The following is a 15,371-nucleotide window of genomic DNA, read 5'->3' as shown; positions in this document are numbered from 1 at the left end:
CAGGGAGCACGCACCGTCAGCGGATGCACGCCCCGGGCAGACACCCGCGCGTTCCGGGACCACGCCCGGCTACACCACTTCATGGGACGCGATCGTCACCCGAATGGCCCAACATGACGTGCCACCCACATGGGCGAGGATCAAGCTGGCTAGTGGCCCAGCCGAGGTAATCCGTGAAAGGGGAACCGAATGCGCATTCGACGAATCCTCGCCGCCGTCTTCGCCACGGCAGCCCTCGCCGGACTCGGCCTCACAGGCGCCGCCACTGCCACCGCACAAAGTGGCGCAATCAGCCCTGCTCAGTGCAGGCAGGGTGGCGGAACGCCCGATTTTACGGACTTCACCTGCAAGGGCGGTACGTACAACGGGCGGTATCTCATCGACTAGACCCCACAAGGCGCCCCGCAGCCACGCGCCGCGGGGCGCTCCCGCGCGAGCGTAGCCGGGAGAGTCGCAGGGACTGGCGGCCGACGTGCCCACGCGGTCGGCGTAGCGACTTTGGCCGGGTCCATTCTGCTTTGGGGCACTGACATGCGGGCCCTGAATGCCCACATCAACCCCCAGCTCCCATCCCGTCCGCCGTCGACCCACACACCGTGGAGCGGGCATGGGCCACGTCTGCTCGGCTCTGCCTGGGTCGACGGCGGACGGGATGGGAGCACCCCCCATAAGCCGCTACGGACCCGCCAGCCGGGAACGGCGCTCCCTCCATCCCGGTGCCGGCCGGGCTGGAGCGGGGCGGAGACAGGAGCGCAGGCCCGGCCGGGGGCCGGGCCGCGCGCGGTGAGCGTAGCGAGCCGCCTTGAAACCAGCAGAGAGAGTTGTTACTCAGTTCCTTCGTGATGCGCCATGGGGAAGCCTCGCGCTGCTCGGGACGGCTGATGATGAGCAACTCGCCAAAGTTCTCCGTTCGGAGTTGACGGCAACCTTGACGGCAACGACGACACACAGACGCACATGATCGCTGGCTTCAGCGATCGGATCGGGAGGCTGCGGCCCCGCCCCACGGCGTGCTGCCCGATCCTACGGATCAGAAGGTTGCAGGTTCGAATCCTGCCGAGTGCGCAGCATGTCTGAGGCCCTGCGGAGTGATCCGCAGGGCCTCAGATTTTTGCCTTGACAGCAGTCACCTGCGGGCCGGGCGCAGCTGCTTATGAAGCCGCTGACCGTGGTCGCCGTCGAACGACGCGCTCAGCAGCGCGTACGTCTTGGAGAAGCGCCCGTTCGGCAGGCCGAAGTGCGCGAAACGCCCGGCTGCGTATCGTCCAAGCCGCGGAACCCACCGCCGGCAACCCCATGATCGGGGACGAGAACCAGCCGCTGAACTACATGCAGCCCGCCACCGAGACCCCTCAGCAGGGCTCTTGGGAAGTCTGGGCCATTCGCAACTACAGTCCCGACTCCCACCCCATCCACCTGCACCTCATCGAGCAGTCGCAGCTGGTCGGACGCTGGCACGTGGGCCGATGGACGCCCGACGGCAAACCTGTGCCGGGCACCATCGGGCCGTTCGAGCAGGCCCCCGCGTACCAGTCCGGCCCCAAGGACGTCCTCGACTCGGACTCCGACTACATCACCTGGGTCAGTACGTTCCCCATCAAGGGGACCACCGTCTGGCACGGCCACATGGCCACACACGAGGACGGCGTCAACTCGAACGGCGTCATCGAGATGATGCGCCCCCTCGTCATCGGGCGGAAGGAGCACACGCAACTGCCACGGGTGAAGACGTTGGAGCAGCTCAACAGGCTCGTGGGCTGATCCAGGTTCGTGGCCTGCCGAGTGCCCGGATCACGTGGGGCGGTCGCAGGGGCCGTGGGATTCACATCTCGCCCGCTGCCGACAGACGGAACACCGGGTTGCGGACACCCAGGACCCCGGGCACGTCCTGCCACAGGGCCGCACCGTTCTCCCGCTCCCAGCGGGCTGTCGCCCGGGCGCGGGCCCACTGGGTCACGGCCACCACGACCAACGGGATGGGCGGCATCAGGTCATGGAACGTGAGGCCGATGATCGTCATCCAGCAGGCCACCGCGCCGACGAAGCCGGCCGTGCGCCGTAGCGACAGCCGTCGCGCCGCGTCCTGGTCGGCGCGCGGCTCCTCGACGACGCCGATCCGCAGGGCCTGTTCGTACTTGCGGCGGCGCCGGGCGGGCAGTCGGAGACCGAACGGCAGCAGCGCCAGGGACACCAGAGCGACCGTGACCACGCCCACCAGCAAGGCCTCCAGCCGGTGCGTCGTCCCGACCAGGACCAGCAGCAACCCCTCGGACAGCACCACGCTCGCGACCGTCATCAGCGCAGACGTCCGCTCGAAGTACGCGACCCTGATCAGTCCGGGTCCGGCACCCTCAGTCATCGTCCCAGCTCTCTGCCCGGGCCCCCGCCCGGGCAGAGAAGATGCAACGCCGTGCGGAGCGCGCGGTCAATGGGGCGACGTGTCAGAACATCGTCAAGACGGTCCCGGCCCGAACCCCCGGCTCGCACAAGGCCGTCGGCCCGGGCCCGAAGCCGGTCCCGGGACCGGGTGTGCGTCGGTAGGCGATAGCCCGCATCCGGAGGACTTCCTCCCTCTCGAACGGCTGGCTGCCTTCGCCTGCCCGGGGGCCGTGGGCGTTGTCAGTGGCGACCCCTACTCTCGGTGGTGATGAGTCGGGCGTGGAGATGTACGGGGCTGTCGTGGGACGACGGCGGGCCGACGCTGCGGTGGGAAGGGGGGCGGCGCAGTGGACTGGTACGGGGGAGCCGGGTGGCCTTCGCGGTCGTGCCGGGGAGCGCCCGGACCTGCGTGGGGGCGCGGGGACACGGATGCCCGACGCGGACCGGGGTGTCGGGGCGGAGCACCGGCGCGCGGTGCGAGGAGTGCGCGCGACTGGACCGGGCGCACTCCGTGGCCGCCGACACCCTCGCTGACGATCCGCGGCCGTACCGGGTGTATCTGGCCTGGTTCGGGCCGGGCCTGGTCAAGGTCGGGATCACCGCGGCCGAGCGCGGACCGGCACGGCTGCTGGAGCAGGGCGCCGTCACCTTCAGCTGGCTGGGACAGGGCCCTCTGATGGCGGCGCGCCGCACCGAGGAGCTGCTGCGGGCCGCGCTGGGGGTACCGGACCGGATTCCGTACGCCGGCAAGCGCACGGTGCGGTCCGCGCTGCCGCCGGCCGGTGAGCGGGCCGCCGAGCCGGCGGAGCTGCATGCGCGGGCGGTAGGGCTCGCCGGCTGGCCGGAGTCGCTGGAGCGGGTGCCGTTCCGGGCGGTCGACCACGGCGCGGTGTTCGGGCTGGAGGGGCTTCGGCGGGCGGACGCCGTGGTGAGCGAGCTGGTCGCCGGCGGGGTGGTGAGCGGTGAGCTGCTCGCTGCCGCCGGGCCCGATCTCCATCTGGCCACCGGACGCGGGGTCGTCGTACTCGACACACGGCTGATGAGGGGGTGGGAGCTGACGGGGACCACAGAAGAGGAACTGACCGTGCCGGTCAGGGAGATGGGGGAGCCGGGCGTACAGGACGGGTTGTTCTGAGAAAGGGGTGGACGGACATGGTGCCGCCGCCGATCGTGGTGCCATGAGCGATCACCGCGGTACGCCCGAGGCCTCCCCCGCCGCCTCCGCCCCGACCGGCGGCCCCGTACCGGTCCCCGCCCACGAACCCCCTTACTACGTCGTGGTCTTCACCGCCGTGCCAGCCGAGGACCGCGAGGGATACGGGAAGACCGCCGAGCAACTGGAGGAGCTGGTCAAGGAGGTACCCGGGTATCTCGGCATGGACCAGGCCACCGCACCGGGCGGGCTGTCGATCACCGTCGGGTACTTCCGGGACCTGGCCGCCATCGAGGAGTGGCGGAGCTATCCGGAGCACCGCGCGGCCCAGAAGCGCGGGCGCGCCCAGTGGTACGAGTCGTACGCGCTGCACATCGCCAAGGTCGAGCGCAGCCACGCCTTCGATCGGGGCACGGCCGCCCCGCCCCGCTGAGTCCCGCTCGTCCCCAGTCCGCTCACAGCCGCTTCACGGCCCCGGGCGCTCATCTCCGTCTCATCTGCGCTCCGTGGCGAGGTCATCGGCCCCTGGAACCAGGTCATTTGGCGATGCACCCAGGAGCTGCCTGAGAGGCGCCTGTGTGTTTCTCAGGGAAATCACAGACTCGTGAAAGTGCTTTCTCAGGGGGCGCGGACAAGGTGTCACCATGACCACGACCTCGCCCCACGGGCGCACCGAACTGCTGAGGCCGGACGGGAGCCCCGTCCGAGTGCTGGTGGTGGACGACGAGCTGTCGATCACCGAACTGCTGTCCATGGCCCTGCGCTACGAAGGCTGGCAGATCCGCAGCGCGGGGGACGGGCACGGCGCGATCCAGACCGCACGCGAGTTCCGGCCCGACGCCGTCGTCCTGGACATGATGCTCCCGGACATGGACGGCCTGAGCGTCCTGGGGCGGCTGCGCCGCGAACTGCCCGACGTTCCGGTGCTCTTCCTGACCGCCAAGGACGCCGTGGAGGACCGGATCGCGGGTCTGACCGCGGGCGGGGACGACTACGTCACCAAGCCGTTCAGCCTGGAGGAGGTCGTGGCCCGGCTGCGCGGGCTGATCCGGCGCTCCGGCGCCGCCGACCGCCGCTCGGAGTCCGTGCTGGTCGTCGGTGACCTCACGCTGGACGAGGACAGCCACGAGGTGTGGCGGGCCGGGGACAGCATCCACCTGACCGCCACCGAGTTCGAGCTGCTCCGCTTTCTGATGCGCAACCCCCGGCGCGTGCTCAGCAAGGCGCAGATCCTCGACCGTGTGTGGTCGTACGACTTCGGTGGCCAGGCCAACGTGGTCGAGCTGTACATCTCGTATCTGCGGCGCAAGATCGACGCGGGTCGTGAGCCGATGATCCACACCAGGCGCGGCGCCGGTTATCTGATCAAGCCCGCGGTGTCATGAGCAGCCGACGGCGGTCGCGTACGCAGAGGCGAGCACGACAGCCGCGCACGCTGCGGACGCGGCTCGTCGTCTCGGCGGTCACGCTGATCGCCGTGGTGTGCGCCGTGATCGGCACGGTGACGACGATCGCGCTGAGCCAGCATCTGAACAAGCAGAAGAACGACCAGGTCGCCAAGGTCGGCCGACGTGTCGCCGGGCTGCCCAAGGGAGGGCCCGACGGGGGACCGCCCGGCCCCGACGGCGGCTCGGAGTCGCCGTCCGGTACCGGGTCCCTGCCGGGCGCCTCGGACCAGGCCGACTCGACGGACGCGAAGCTCGACTTCATCGTCACCAAGGGAGCGGCGCAGCCCAGGACGGTCGCCGCCGTGGTCGGCACGAACGGCCGGATCGTCAAGGCGGCCGTCTCCAAGCCGAACAGCGACAGCAACGGCTTCAAGGGCATGGTCCCCAGCCGGCTCGACACCGCGCAGGTCGCCGCGCTCGCCGCCGTGCCGAAGAAGGGCATGCACAGCATCGACATCCCGGGCCTCGGCGGATACCGGGTCATGTATGTGACGGGCACCCACGGCGACTACTACGTCGGGCTGCCCACCAACGACGTCACCGACAACATCGACACCCTCATCGTCGTCGAGGTCAGCGTCACCGGCGCCGGTCTCGTCGCCGCCGGCATCGCCGGATCCGTGCTGGTCGGGCTCGCCCTGCGGCCCCTGCGCAAGGTGGCCTCGACCGCCACCCGGGTCTCCGAACTGCCCCTGCACACCGGCGAGGTCACCCTCGACGAACGGGTACCGGAGTCCGAGACCGATCCGCACACCGAGGTCGGGCAGGTCGGGGCCGCGCTCAACCGGATGCTGGACCATGTCCACGGCGCCCTGCACGCACGGCAGCAGAGCGAGATGCGGGTACGGCAGTTCGTCGCCGACGCCAGCCATGAGCTGCGCACACCGCTCGCCTCCATCCGGGGGTACGCCGAGCTGACCAGGCGCGGCCGTGAGGAGACCGGGCCCGACACCCGGCACGCCCTCGGCAGGATCGAGTCCGAGGCCGGCCGCATGACACTTCTCGTCGAGGATCTGCTGCTGCTCGCCCGGCTGGACGCGGGCCGCCCGCTCCAGTTCGACCGGACCGACCTCGCACCGCTCGTCGTGGACACCGTCAGCGACGCGCGTGCGGCCGGCCGGGACCACAACTGGCGGCTCGAACTGCCCGAGGAGCCCGTGCTCGTCCTGGCGGACGCCGCCCGGCTCCAGCAGGTGCTCGTCAATCTGCTCGCCAACGCGCGCACCCACACCCCGCCCGGTACGACCGTCACCGCACGCGTCGCACGGCGAGGGCACTGGCTGTGCGTGGACGTCGAGGACGACGGCCAGGGCATTCCGCCCGATCTGCTGCCGCATGTCTTCGAACGGTTCGCGCGCGGCGACTCGGCGCGCTCCCGGGCCACCGGCTCCACCGGTCTCGGGCTCGCCATCGTGCAGGCCGTCGCGGCCGCGCACGGCGGCGCGGTGACCGTCGACAGCGTGCCCGGGCGGACGGTGTTCACCGTGCACGTTCCCGCGCTGACCCCGTACGCGCCCTCACCCGCGTCCGAGACGAACTGGCAACCGCACTCACAGGCACACCACAGCGCCACCACACGGGTGCGACAGGGCGCTTGAGAAGAGTCGGTTCCATGCGAACCGATTCTTCTCCCGGCACCCTGCCGGCGCGGGAGCACCTCCCGGCCGCCGGAGCCGGCACGCCGGTCCTGGACGTAGTGATCCCCGTCTACAACGAGGAGAAGGACCTCCAGCCGTGCGTGCTCAGGCTCCATGAGCACCTCACGCGTACGTTCCCCTACGCCTTCCGCATCACGATCGCGGACAACGCGTCCACGGACACCACCCCCGAGGTGGCCGCACGGCTGGAGGCCCAGGTCGCGGAGGTGAGGTCGTTCCGGCTGGAGCAGAAGGGCCGCGGCCGCGCCCTGCGGAGCGTCTGGTCGGCCTCGGACGCCCCGGTCCTCGCCTACATGGACGTGGACCTCTCCACCGACCTCAACGCGCTGCTCCCGCTGGTGGCACCGCTGATCTCGGGCCACTCCGACCTCGCGATCGGCTCCCGGCTCGCCCGCGCCTCCCGGGTCGTGCGCGGTCCCAAGCGGGAGTTCATCAGCCGCGCCTACAACCTCATCCTGCGCGGCTCGCTCCAGGCCCGGTTCTCGGACGCCCAGTGCGGATTCAAGGCGATCCGCCGCGATGTGGCCCAGGTGCTGCTGCCGCTGGTGGAGGACACCGGCTGGTTCTTCGACACCGAGCTGCTGGTCCTCGCCGAGCGCGCCGGTCTGCGGATCCACGAGGTGCCGGTCGACTGGGTCGACGACCCCGACTCGACCGTGCACATCGTGAAGACGGCGACCGACGACCTCAAGGGCGTCTGGCGGATCGGCAAGGCGCTGGCCGGCGGCTCGCTGCCGCTGGACCGGCTCGCCCGGCCGTTCGGCGACGACCCGCGCGACCGGGACATCCAGGACGTGCCGCGGGGCCTGGCCCGCCAGCTCGTCGGCTTCTGTGTGGTCGGCGGTCTGTCCACCCTCTTCTACCTGGTGCTCTACAGCCTCTTCCGGCAGTTCTCGGGCGCGCAGATCGCCAACGCGCTGGCCCTGCTGGTCTCGGCGGTCGCCAACACGGCGGCCAACCGCCGGCTCACCTTCGGGGTGCGCGGCCGGGGCGGCGCCGTCCGGCACCAGGCGCAGGGCCTGGTCGTGTTCGGTATCGGCCTCGTCCTCACCAGCGGTTCGCTCGCCGCCCTGAACGCGGCGATCGGCAACCCCGCGCACTCCACGGAACTGGCGGTGCTGATCGCCGCCAACCTCGCGGCGACCGTGCTGCGTTTCCTGCTCTTCAGGGCCTGGGTCTTCCCGGACCGGCGCGACGACGGCCCGACGCCTCCGCCGGCCTTCGACGCCGCCGGCCCGTACGCGCCGCACCATTTCCCGCAGCACCCCTACCAGCCGCAGCAGCACCAGCCGCAACAGCACCTGTACCAGCCGCAGCAGCGGCCCGCGGCGCCGCAGTCCTCGTACGACCCCACCCGGATCCGCGCCGGTGCCGACGCGGACCGCGCCACCTGGAGGGACGCGACCATGCCACTGCAGCCGGTGCGTCCGCAGGACACCGACCCTAGGGACTACCGATGACCACGCAGTACGAGCAGCCGACCCACCGAGAGGGCGCGGATCCGCGGTCCTGGGGGCCGCCCACGGCCGGGTCGCAGCAGCCCGTCACCCCGTCGGCGCCCGCCCCCGGCGCCGGTGAGCCCGGGCAGCCGCTCGCACGGAGATTCCTGCGGGGCCGGCCCGAGGACCCGCGCTGGGCACGCCCCGCGTTCCTCGGTCTGCTGCTCGCCACCGCAGTGCTGTACCTGTACGGCCTGAGCGCCTCCGGGTACGCCAACTCCTTCTACTCGGCGGCCGTCCAGGCCGGCAGCAAGTCGTGGAAGGCGCTCTTCTTCGGCTCGCTGGACGCGGGCAACGCGATCACCGTCGACAAACCCCCGGCCGCGCTGTGGCCGATGGCCCTGTCCGTGCGGGTCTTCGGCCTGCACTCCTGGGCGATCCTCGTCCCCGAGGTCGTCATGGGCGTCCTCACGGTCGCCGCGGTGTACGCGGCCGTCCGGCGCCGGTTCAGTCCCGCGGCGGGCCTGATCGCGGGTGCCGTGCTCGCGCTCACCCCGGTCGCCGCGCTGATGTTCCGGTTCAACAACCCGGACGCGCTGCTGGCGCTGCTGATGGCGCTCACCGTCTACCTCGTCATCCGGGCCCTGGAGGACGGCCGCACCAAGTGGCTGGTGTGGGCGGGGGCCGCGGTCGGCCTCGCGTTCCTGACGAAGACCCTTCAGGCCTTCCTGATCCTGCCCGCCCTCGCGGTCGTGTACGGGGTCTGCGCGCCCGTGAAGCTCAGGAAGCGGCTGGTGCAGCTGGGCCTCGCGACGGTCGCGCTGGTCGTCTCCGGCGGCTGGTGGGTCGCGATCGTGGAGCTGTGGCCCGCGTCCTCGCGCCCGTACATCGGCGGCTCGCAGAACAACTCCTTCCTGCAGCTGACCTTCGGCTACAACGGCCTCGGCCGCATCAACGGCGACGAGACCGGCAGTGTCGGCGGCATGGGCGGCGGCAACGGCGGCCAGTGGGGCGCCACGGGCTGGAACCGGATGTTCAACTCCGAGATCGGCTCCCAGATCTCCTGGCTGCTGCCGGCCGCGCTGATCCTGTTCGTCGCGGGTCTCGTGCTGACCAGGAAGGCCCGGCGCACGGACCTGACGCGCGGCTCGTTCCTTGCCTGGGGCGGTTCGCTGCTGATGACCGCGGTCGTCTTCAGCTACATGGCGGGCATCTTCCACCAGTACTACACGGTGGCCCTCGCGCCCTACATCGCCGCGCTGGTCGGCATGGGCGTCACGGTGCTGTGGGAGGAGCGGTCGAAGACGTGGGCGTCGCTCACGCTGGCGGCCACCGCCACGGCGACGGCGGCCTGGGGATATGTGCTCCTCAACCGCACGCCGGACTATCTGCCCTGGCTGAAGTGGCTCGTTCTCCTCGGCGGTCTGGCCGGCGCCCTTGGCCTGATCTTCGTGGCCCGGCTCGGGCGGCAGCTCGCCCTCGCGACGGTGGCCCTGAGCTTCACGGCCGCCCTCGCGGGTCCGACCGCGTACACCCTGACCACGGTGAACGAGGGCCACACCGGTTCGATCGTGACGGCCGGTCCGGCGGGCGCCGGCATGATGGGGGGCCCCGGGGGAGGCCCCGGTGGCGGCATGCGCGGCGGCTTCGGCGGCGGCATGCCGGGCGGCAGCCGGCAGAACGGCAACGGCACTACCCCGAACGGCGCCCAGGGCCACGGCTTCCCGGGCGGAAACGGGGGGACCGGAGGCACCGGCGGTACCGGCGGCATGGGCGGCTTCCCCGGCGGCGGGATGCCCGGCCAGAACGGCCAGGGCCAGAACCAGCAGCAGGGCAACGGCACCGGCCGGAGTCAGCAGGGCAACGGCTTCCCCGGTGGCGGCCGGACGGGTGAGGGCGGCACGGGCGGCGCCGGCGGTATGGGTGGCCTGCTCAACGGTGCCGAGGTCGGCTCCGCGGCCAAGAAGCTGCTGGAGAAGGACGCCGGGACCTACACCTGGGTGGCCGCGTCCATCGGCTCCCAGAACGCCGCGAGCTACCAGCTCGCCACCGGTGACCCGGTGATGGCGATCGGCGGCTTCAACGGCAGCGACCCGTCCCCGACGCTCGCCCAGTTCGAGAAGTACGTGGCGCAGGGCAGGATCCACTACTTCATCTCCGGCGGCGGCTTCGGCGGCGGGGGCGGCGGCACCGGTGGCTCCAACGTTTCCTCGCAGATCAGCACGTGGGTGACGAAGAACTTCAAGAAGGTGACGGTCGGTTCGGCCACCTTCTACGACCTCACGCGCAAGACCGGCGGCTGACGCCCGGTCGGCGGAACCCGAGGGACGGCCTCGAAGCGGTGGGCCGGGCACACGCCCGGTCCACCGCTTTTTCGCGACGGCGGAACGGGAAGACTCGGGGATGGTGGCCACGGGGCGTCACCGCGCGGGGGACGGCCTCGCGCCCCCAAGGGGCACCTGGCATCGTGATCAGCGGTCGGAGTGTCGAGGAAGGTGCGCCATGGTGAAGACGGCCCAGCGGGCGGGGCGCCCGGCGCGGACCAGCGTCTGGCTGGAGGGCAAGGCGCCCCGGGGCGGCGGCTCGCGTGGGGGCGGCGGTCAGCCGTCCGGACTGGACCGCGCCCGGATCACCGGGGCGACCGTACGACTGCTGGACGCGGAGGGCCTCGCGAGGTTCTCGATGCGCCGCCTGGCCGGCGAGCTCAACGTCACGGCGATGTCGGTCTACTGGTACGTGGACACCAAGGACGATCTGCTGGAGCTGGCGCTGGACGCCGTCTTCGGGGAGATGCGGCTGCCGGCCGCCGACTCCGACCGGGACTGGCGCGATCAGCTGCGGGCGCTCGCCGCGGAGTACCGGGCGCTGCTGGTGCGCCATCCGTGGCTGTCACCGCTGGCCGGGCGGTTCCTCAACATCGGCCCGCACGCCGTGGCCTTCTCGCTGGCCGTGCAGCGGGTGATCCGGCTGACCGGGCTGCCCGCGTACGGCCGGATGGGTGCGATCTCCGCGGTCTTCCAGTTCGTGTACGGATTCGGCACGATCGAGGGCCACTTCATCGAGCGCTGTGCCACGGCCGGGACGACCCAGGACGAGTACGTCCGTCAGGCGCTGAGCGCGGTGACGGAGAGCCCCGACCACAGCGAGGTCGTGCACCACACCGCGGACCTCATCGAGGCCCGCGGCGGTGACACGGTGGAGGAGATGCGCGACCGCGACTTCACCTTCGCGCTGCAGACGCTGATCGCGGGGATCGAGGCCATGGTCGCCCGGGGGTGACGGCCGCGGGTCCCGGCGATCAGTCCTGCGGGGGCGCGAGCCGGGCGGGGAAACCGCCGGTCGCCACCGGGCCCCACTTCACCGGGGTGATCCGGATGATCGACTTGCCCTGCTTGACCATGGCCGCACGGTACTCGTCCCAGTCCGGGTGCTCGCCCGCGATGTTGCGGTAGTACTCGACGAGCGGCTCGACGGAGTCCGGCGAGTCGACGACCTCGGCGGTGCCGTCGATCTGGACCCACGGCCCGTTCCACTCGTCGCTGAGCACGATCAGGCTGACCCGCTCGTCCCGCTTGGCGTTGCGCGTCTTGGCCCGTTCCGGGTACGTGGAGACCACGATCCGTCCCGAGTCGTCGACCCCGCAGGTCAGCGGCGACCCCTGGGGGCTGCCGTCGGCGCGCCGCGTCAGGAGGATCGCGCGGTGCCGGGGACGGACGAAGTCCAGCAGCTCGTCCCGCGATACGGAGGTGTTCGTCGCGATGTTCGGTGCCATGGGACGCAAGCCTAGGCGCTCGGCGGCCCCGGGAGCCTGACCCTGCCGTGCCTACGCCTGCGGGAGTGAGTCGCCCTGCACCGCCTGGATGTCCAGCTCCACCCGCAGCGTGGTGCCGATCGCGGCGATGCCCGCCTGGAGGACCTGGTTGTAGTTCATCGCGAAGTCCTCGCGGCGCAGTTCCGCCGTGGCGCGGAAGGCCGCGCGGGTGCCGCCCCACGGGTCGGCGCCGGTGCCGAGGTAGGCGAGGCTGAGGTCGACCGGGCGGACGATGCCGCGCATGGTCAGCTCGCCGTGGACCGTCCAGCGGTCGGAGCCCGCGGCCGTCAGACCGGTCGAGCGGTAGGTGATCTGCGGGTAGGTCTCGACGTCCAGGAAGTCGGCCGACCGCAGATGTGTGTCGCGCATGCCGTTGCCCGTGTCGATGGACGCGGCGCTGATGACCGCCTCGACGCGGGACTTCTGCAGCTCGTCCGGGGCGATCTCGATGCGCCCGGAGAACTCGGTGAAGCGTCCGTGCACGCTGGAGATTCCCAGGTGCTGGGCGACCGCGCCCACCGAGGAGTGCACCGGGTCGATGGTCCACGGTCCGGGCGGGGGCAGTTCGGCGCCGCCCTGCCGGGCCAGCGTCACGGTGCCGATCTCGGCGCGGCCGCTCGCGGTGACGATCGCGCTGGAGGCGGCGGGCGCGTACCCGACCGCGGTGACGATCACGGTGTACGCGCCGGGCGTCAGCGTCGTCGCGTCCCGGACGGTCCCCTCCGCGTCGGCCTCGGCGCGCAGCACCTGCGTACCGGTCATGTCGGTCACGGTGACGACCGCGTGCGACACGGCCCAGCCGTCCCGCGTACGGATCCGTGCGGTCAGTGCCATCGTGTGGTCTCCCTCTAAATCCTTGAATATCCCCGTAGAAGGCTCAAAAAACCGGCCCGCGGGGGCGCACCTCCGCTCAGAGCGCGCCCCCGCGGGCCGGGGTCCGACCTACTCGCCCGGATGGGCCAGCGTCATGTCGTGGTCGTCGACGCCGCGGCCGCTCACGTTCACCGCGGTGGCCGCCGGCGGGTAGCCGGTGGCGATGACGGTGTACTCGCCGTTGTTCAGGTCGGTGAAGGCGTACGCGCCGTCCGTGCCGGTGGTGGCCGTGCCGACCACATTGCCCGCCGCGTCCACCAGGGTCACCCGGGCGTCCGCGAGCGGGCCGTGCGGGGCCCGTACGACACCCTGGATCTGGGCGCCGGAGTCGAGGTCGATCTCGATCCGGGTGACCCCGGTGCCGCCCACCTCGACCGGCAGCGCCCGCGGCCGGAAGCCGACGGCGTTCACCGCGACGGTGACGGAGCCCGGCACCAGCTCGGCGAAGACGAAGTCGCCCTGCTCGCCGGTGGTGGCAGTGGCCAGCAGATCACCGCGGACGTCCGTGACGATCACCATGGCGTCCTTGACCGGCAGCGCGGTCTCGGTGGCCCGGACGACACCGGTCAGACCGCTGGTGCCGCTGAGCAGGATGTCGTACGACACCGGCTCCTCGTTCACCACGATCGTGGAGGCCTGCGGCTGGTAGCCGTCGGCGGAGGCGATCAGGACGTACGAGCCCGTGCCCGGCGCGTCCACCGCGTAGGAGCCGTCGGCCCCCGCGACCGACCGGCCCAGCTGGCGTCCCCCGAGGGAGATCAGCGTGACGGCGGCCTGGGGGACCGGGGCGCTCTCGGCGCCGCGGACGAAACCGCGCAGCGGGACACCGCCGGACGGCGTGGACTCGCCGGGGGCGGCGATGGTGGCGACGGCCGCGTGCTGCTGCGTGGCCGTGCCGTCGGGCGTGGCCTCCGTGCTCGCCACGGCCCAGCTGGGAACCTTCTCCTCGGCCGGAGCGGGTATCGCGGCGGTGGTCGCGGCGACCGCCGGGGCCTCCTCGGACGCGGCCGCCGCGGCCTGCGCCAGACCGCCCTGGGTCTTCAACGGGACCTCCTTGATGAACAGCGTGATCACGAAGGCGAGGAACGCCAGGCACGCGGCGACCAGGAAGACGTCGCCGATGGCGTGGCCGTACGAGCTCTCCATGAGGGTGCGCAGCGGACGGGGCAGCTTCGCCAGGTCCGGGATGGCGCCGTCGGCGCTCGAGCGGGCTGCCAGCCGCTGGTACTTCGGGCTGAGGTCGGCGAGGCCGTCCGTGAAGTAGTGGGTGATCCGGTGGGCCATGAACGCGCCGAGCGCGGAGACGCCCATCGCGCCGCCGAGGGACCGGAAGAAGGTCACCGTAGAGCTGGCCGAACCGAGGTCGCTGGGCGCCACCTGGTTCTGCGTGGACAGGACCAGGTTCTGCATCATCATGCCGATGCCGAGGCCCATCAGCGCCATGAAGACGGCGGCCTTCCAGTAGGCCGTGTCGTAGCGCAGGGTGCCGAGCAGACCCAGACCGGCCGTGACGAGCACGCCACCGCACACCAGCCAGGCCTTCCACTTACCGGTCCTGGTGATGACCTGGCCGGAGACCGTGGAGGAGACGAACAGGCCGCCGATCATCGGGATGGTCAGCACACCGGACATCGTCGGCGACTTGTCGCGGGCCAGCTGGAAGTACTGGGCGAAGAACACCGTGCCGGTGAACATCGCGACACCCACGAAGAGCGAGGCGAGCGACGACAGGGTGATGGTGCGGTTGCGGAACAGCCGCAGCGGGATGATCGGCTCGGCGGCCTTGGTCTCGACGAAGATGAAGATCGCGGCGAGGACGACGGCGCCCGCGACCATGGTGTAGGTCTGCCACGACAGCCAGTTGTACTTGTCACCGGCGAAGGTGACCCAGACCAGCAGCAGGGAGACGGCGGCGGAGATGAAGAACGCGCCGGCCCAGTCGACCTTGACGTCCCGCTTCACCACGGGCAGGTGCAGGGTCTTCTGCAGCACGACCAGCGCGAGGATCGCGAAGGGCACACCGACGTAGAAGCACCAGCGCCAGCCGAGCCAGTCGGTGTCGGTGATGACACCACCGATCAGCGGGCCGCCGACGGTGGCGACGGCGAAGGTGGCGCCGAGGTAGCCGGAGTAACGTCCGCGCTCACGGGGGGAGATCATCGCCGCCATGACGATCTGCGCCAGGGCGGACAGACCTCCGACGCCGACGCCCTGGACGACACGGCAGGCGATGAGCATGCCGGGGTTCTGCGACAGGCCCGCGGCCATCGAGCCCAGGACATAGATGACCAGGGCTATCTGGACGAGCGCCTTCTTGCTGTAGAGGTCCGCGAGCTTGCCCCACAGCGGGGTGGTCGCGGTCATGGCCAGCAGCGACGCGGTGACGACCCAGGTGTAGGCGGACTGGCCGCCGCCGAGGTCGCCGATGATGTGCGGCAGGGCGTTGGACACGATCGTGGACGACAGGATCGCCACGAACATGCCGAGCAGGAGGCCGGACAGGGCCTCCATGATCTGCCGGTGTGTCATCGGAGCGCCGTCCGGGGAGCCTCCCCCGTGCTTGGCGTGAGCCCGCACACCGGCTGGTGTGGTCGTTGCCATGGGCTTCCT

At 71.3% G+C, this 15,371-nt stretch carries 12 protein-coding genes; 8 read left to right on the top strand and 4 right to left on the bottom strand.

The window, feature by feature from the left end; all coding sequences use genetic code 11:
• The first annotated feature begins 1,296 nt into the window (after positions 1–1,296).
• Positions 1,297–1,761, top strand: a complete 465-nt coding sequence (locus tag ACFYX0_RS20715) for a multicopper oxidase domain-containing protein (RefSeq protein ID WP_388972086.1) — start codon at positions 1,297–1,299, stop codon at positions 1,759–1,761.
• 61 nt (positions 1,762–1,822) lie between these two features.
• Here ACFYX0_RS20715 and ACFYX0_RS20710 read toward each other — a convergent pair whose 3' ends face one another.
• Positions 1,823–2,359, bottom strand: coding sequence for a hypothetical protein (locus ACFYX0_RS20710; protein WP_388972084.1), 537 nt, complete (start codon positions 2,357–2,359; stop codon positions 1,823–1,825).
• Between the two features lie 288 nt (positions 2,360–2,647).
• Between ACFYX0_RS20710 and ACFYX0_RS20705 the strand changes: the two genes are divergently transcribed.
• The 7 genes from ACFYX0_RS20705 (at position 2,648) to ACFYX0_RS20675 (ending at position 11,356) form a co-directional block, all read left to right on the top strand.
• A complete protein-coding gene (locus tag ACFYX0_RS20705) occupies positions 2,648–3,514 on the top strand; it encodes a DUF2797 domain-containing protein (protein WP_388972082.1) in 867 nt (288 codons plus the stop codon).
• A gap of 43 nt (positions 3,515–3,557) precedes the next feature.
• Entirely contained in the window at positions 3,558–3,965 is a 408-nt protein-coding gene (locus ACFYX0_RS20700) for an antibiotic biosynthesis monooxygenase family protein (RefSeq protein ID WP_388972080.1), read from the top strand.
• A gap of 211 nt (positions 3,966–4,176) precedes the next feature.
• Complete coding sequence (locus ACFYX0_RS20695; RefSeq protein ID WP_355916059.1) at positions 4,177–4,917, top strand: response regulator transcription factor; 741 nt, start codon at positions 4,177–4,179, stop codon at positions 4,915–4,917.
• Positions 4,914–6,578 (top strand): ATP-binding protein, encoded by a 1,665-nt coding sequence (locus tag ACFYX0_RS20690; protein ID WP_388972078.1) that lies wholly within the window; start codon positions 4,914–4,916, stop codon positions 6,576–6,578. The genes ACFYX0_RS20695 and ACFYX0_RS20690 overlap by 4 nt, the downstream gene beginning before the upstream one ends.
• 14 nt (positions 6,579–6,592) lie before the next feature.
• Positions 6,593–8,098 (top strand): glycosyltransferase, encoded by a 1,506-nt coding sequence (locus ACFYX0_RS20685; protein ID WP_388972076.1) that lies wholly within the window; start codon positions 6,593–6,595, stop codon positions 8,096–8,098.
• Positions 8,095–10,380 carry an ArnT family glycosyltransferase gene (locus ACFYX0_RS20680; protein ID WP_388972074.1) on the top strand — a complete coding sequence of 762 codons (2,286 nt, stop codon included), beginning with the start codon at positions 8,095–8,097 and terminating at the stop codon, positions 10,378–10,380. The genes ACFYX0_RS20685 and ACFYX0_RS20680 overlap by 4 nt, the downstream gene beginning before the upstream one ends.
• 199 nt (positions 10,381–10,579) lie before the next feature.
• A complete protein-coding gene (locus ACFYX0_RS20675) occupies positions 10,580–11,356 on the top strand; it encodes a TetR/AcrR family transcriptional regulator (RefSeq protein ID WP_388972071.1) in 777 nt (258 codons plus the stop codon).
• A gap of 19 nt (positions 11,357–11,375) precedes the next feature.
• Here ACFYX0_RS20675 and ACFYX0_RS20670 read toward each other — a convergent pair whose 3' ends face one another.
• The 3 genes from ACFYX0_RS20670 to ACFYX0_RS20660 form a co-directional block, all read right to left on the bottom strand.
• Positions 11,376–11,849: a PPOX class F420-dependent oxidoreductase gene (locus ACFYX0_RS20670; RefSeq protein WP_355916043.1), complete on the bottom strand. Its 474-nt coding sequence runs from the start codon at positions 11,847–11,849 to the stop codon at positions 11,376–11,378.
• Between the two features lie 51 nt (positions 11,850–11,900).
• Positions 11,901–12,722, bottom strand: coding sequence for a YceI family protein (locus ACFYX0_RS20665; protein ID WP_355916040.1), 822 nt, complete (start codon positions 12,720–12,722; stop codon positions 11,901–11,903).
• Between the two features lie 108 nt (positions 12,723–12,830).
• Positions 12,831–15,362: an MFS transporter gene (locus ACFYX0_RS20660; protein WP_388972067.1), complete on the bottom strand. Its 2,532-nt coding sequence runs from the start codon at positions 15,360–15,362 to the stop codon at positions 12,831–12,833.
• Positions 15,363–15,371: the final 9 nt, after the last annotated feature.

It is taken from the genome of Streptomyces sp. NPDC002573, from assembly GCF_042889625.1.
GTDB lineage: Bacteria > Actinomycetota > Actinomycetes > Streptomycetales > Streptomycetaceae > Streptomyces > Streptomyces gibsoniae.
The sequence above is the reverse complement of the archived record's forward strand: the minus strand, read 5'-3'. Positions and strand labels throughout refer to the sequence as shown.

Excerpts from the sequence above, each read along its gene's own strand:
- ACFYX0_RS20715 (WP_388972086.1), top strand. The coding sequence starts at position 1,297 with ATGATCGGGGACGAGAACCAGCCGCTGAACTACATGCAGCCCGCCACC.
- ACFYX0_RS20710 (WP_388972084.1), bottom strand. The coding sequence starts at position 2,359 with ATGACTGAGGGTGCCGGACCCGGACTGATCAGGGTCGCGTACTTCGAG.
- ACFYX0_RS20705 (WP_388972082.1), top strand. The coding sequence starts at position 2,648 with ATGAGTCGGGCGTGGAGATGTACGGGGCTGTCGTGGGACGACGGCGGG.
- ACFYX0_RS20700 (WP_388972080.1), top strand. The coding sequence starts at position 3,558 with ATGAGCGATCACCGCGGTACGCCCGAGGCCTCCCCCGCCGCCTCCGCC.
- ACFYX0_RS20695 (WP_355916059.1), top strand. The coding sequence starts at position 4,177 with ATGACCACGACCTCGCCCCACGGGCGCACCGAACTGCTGAGGCCGGAC.
- ACFYX0_RS20690 (WP_388972078.1), top strand. The coding sequence starts at position 4,914 with ATGAGCAGCCGACGGCGGTCGCGTACGCAGAGGCGAGCACGACAGCCG.
- ACFYX0_RS20685 (WP_388972076.1), top strand. The coding sequence starts at position 6,593 with ATGCGAACCGATTCTTCTCCCGGCACCCTGCCGGCGCGGGAGCACCTC.
- ACFYX0_RS20680 (WP_388972074.1), top strand. The coding sequence starts at position 8,095 with ATGACCACGCAGTACGAGCAGCCGACCCACCGAGAGGGCGCGGATCCG.
- ACFYX0_RS20675 (WP_388972071.1), top strand. The coding sequence starts at position 10,580 with ATGGTGAAGACGGCCCAGCGGGCGGGGCGCCCGGCGCGGACCAGCGTC.
- ACFYX0_RS20670 (WP_355916043.1), bottom strand. The coding sequence starts at position 11,849 with ATGGCACCGAACATCGCGACGAACACCTCCGTATCGCGGGACGAGCTG.
- ACFYX0_RS20665 (WP_355916040.1), bottom strand. The coding sequence starts at position 12,722 with ATGGCACTGACCGCACGGATCCGTACGCGGGACGGCTGGGCCGTGTCG.
- ACFYX0_RS20660 (WP_388972067.1), bottom strand. The coding sequence starts at position 15,362 with ATGGCAACGACCACACCAGCCGGTGTGCGGGCTCACGCCAAGCACGGG.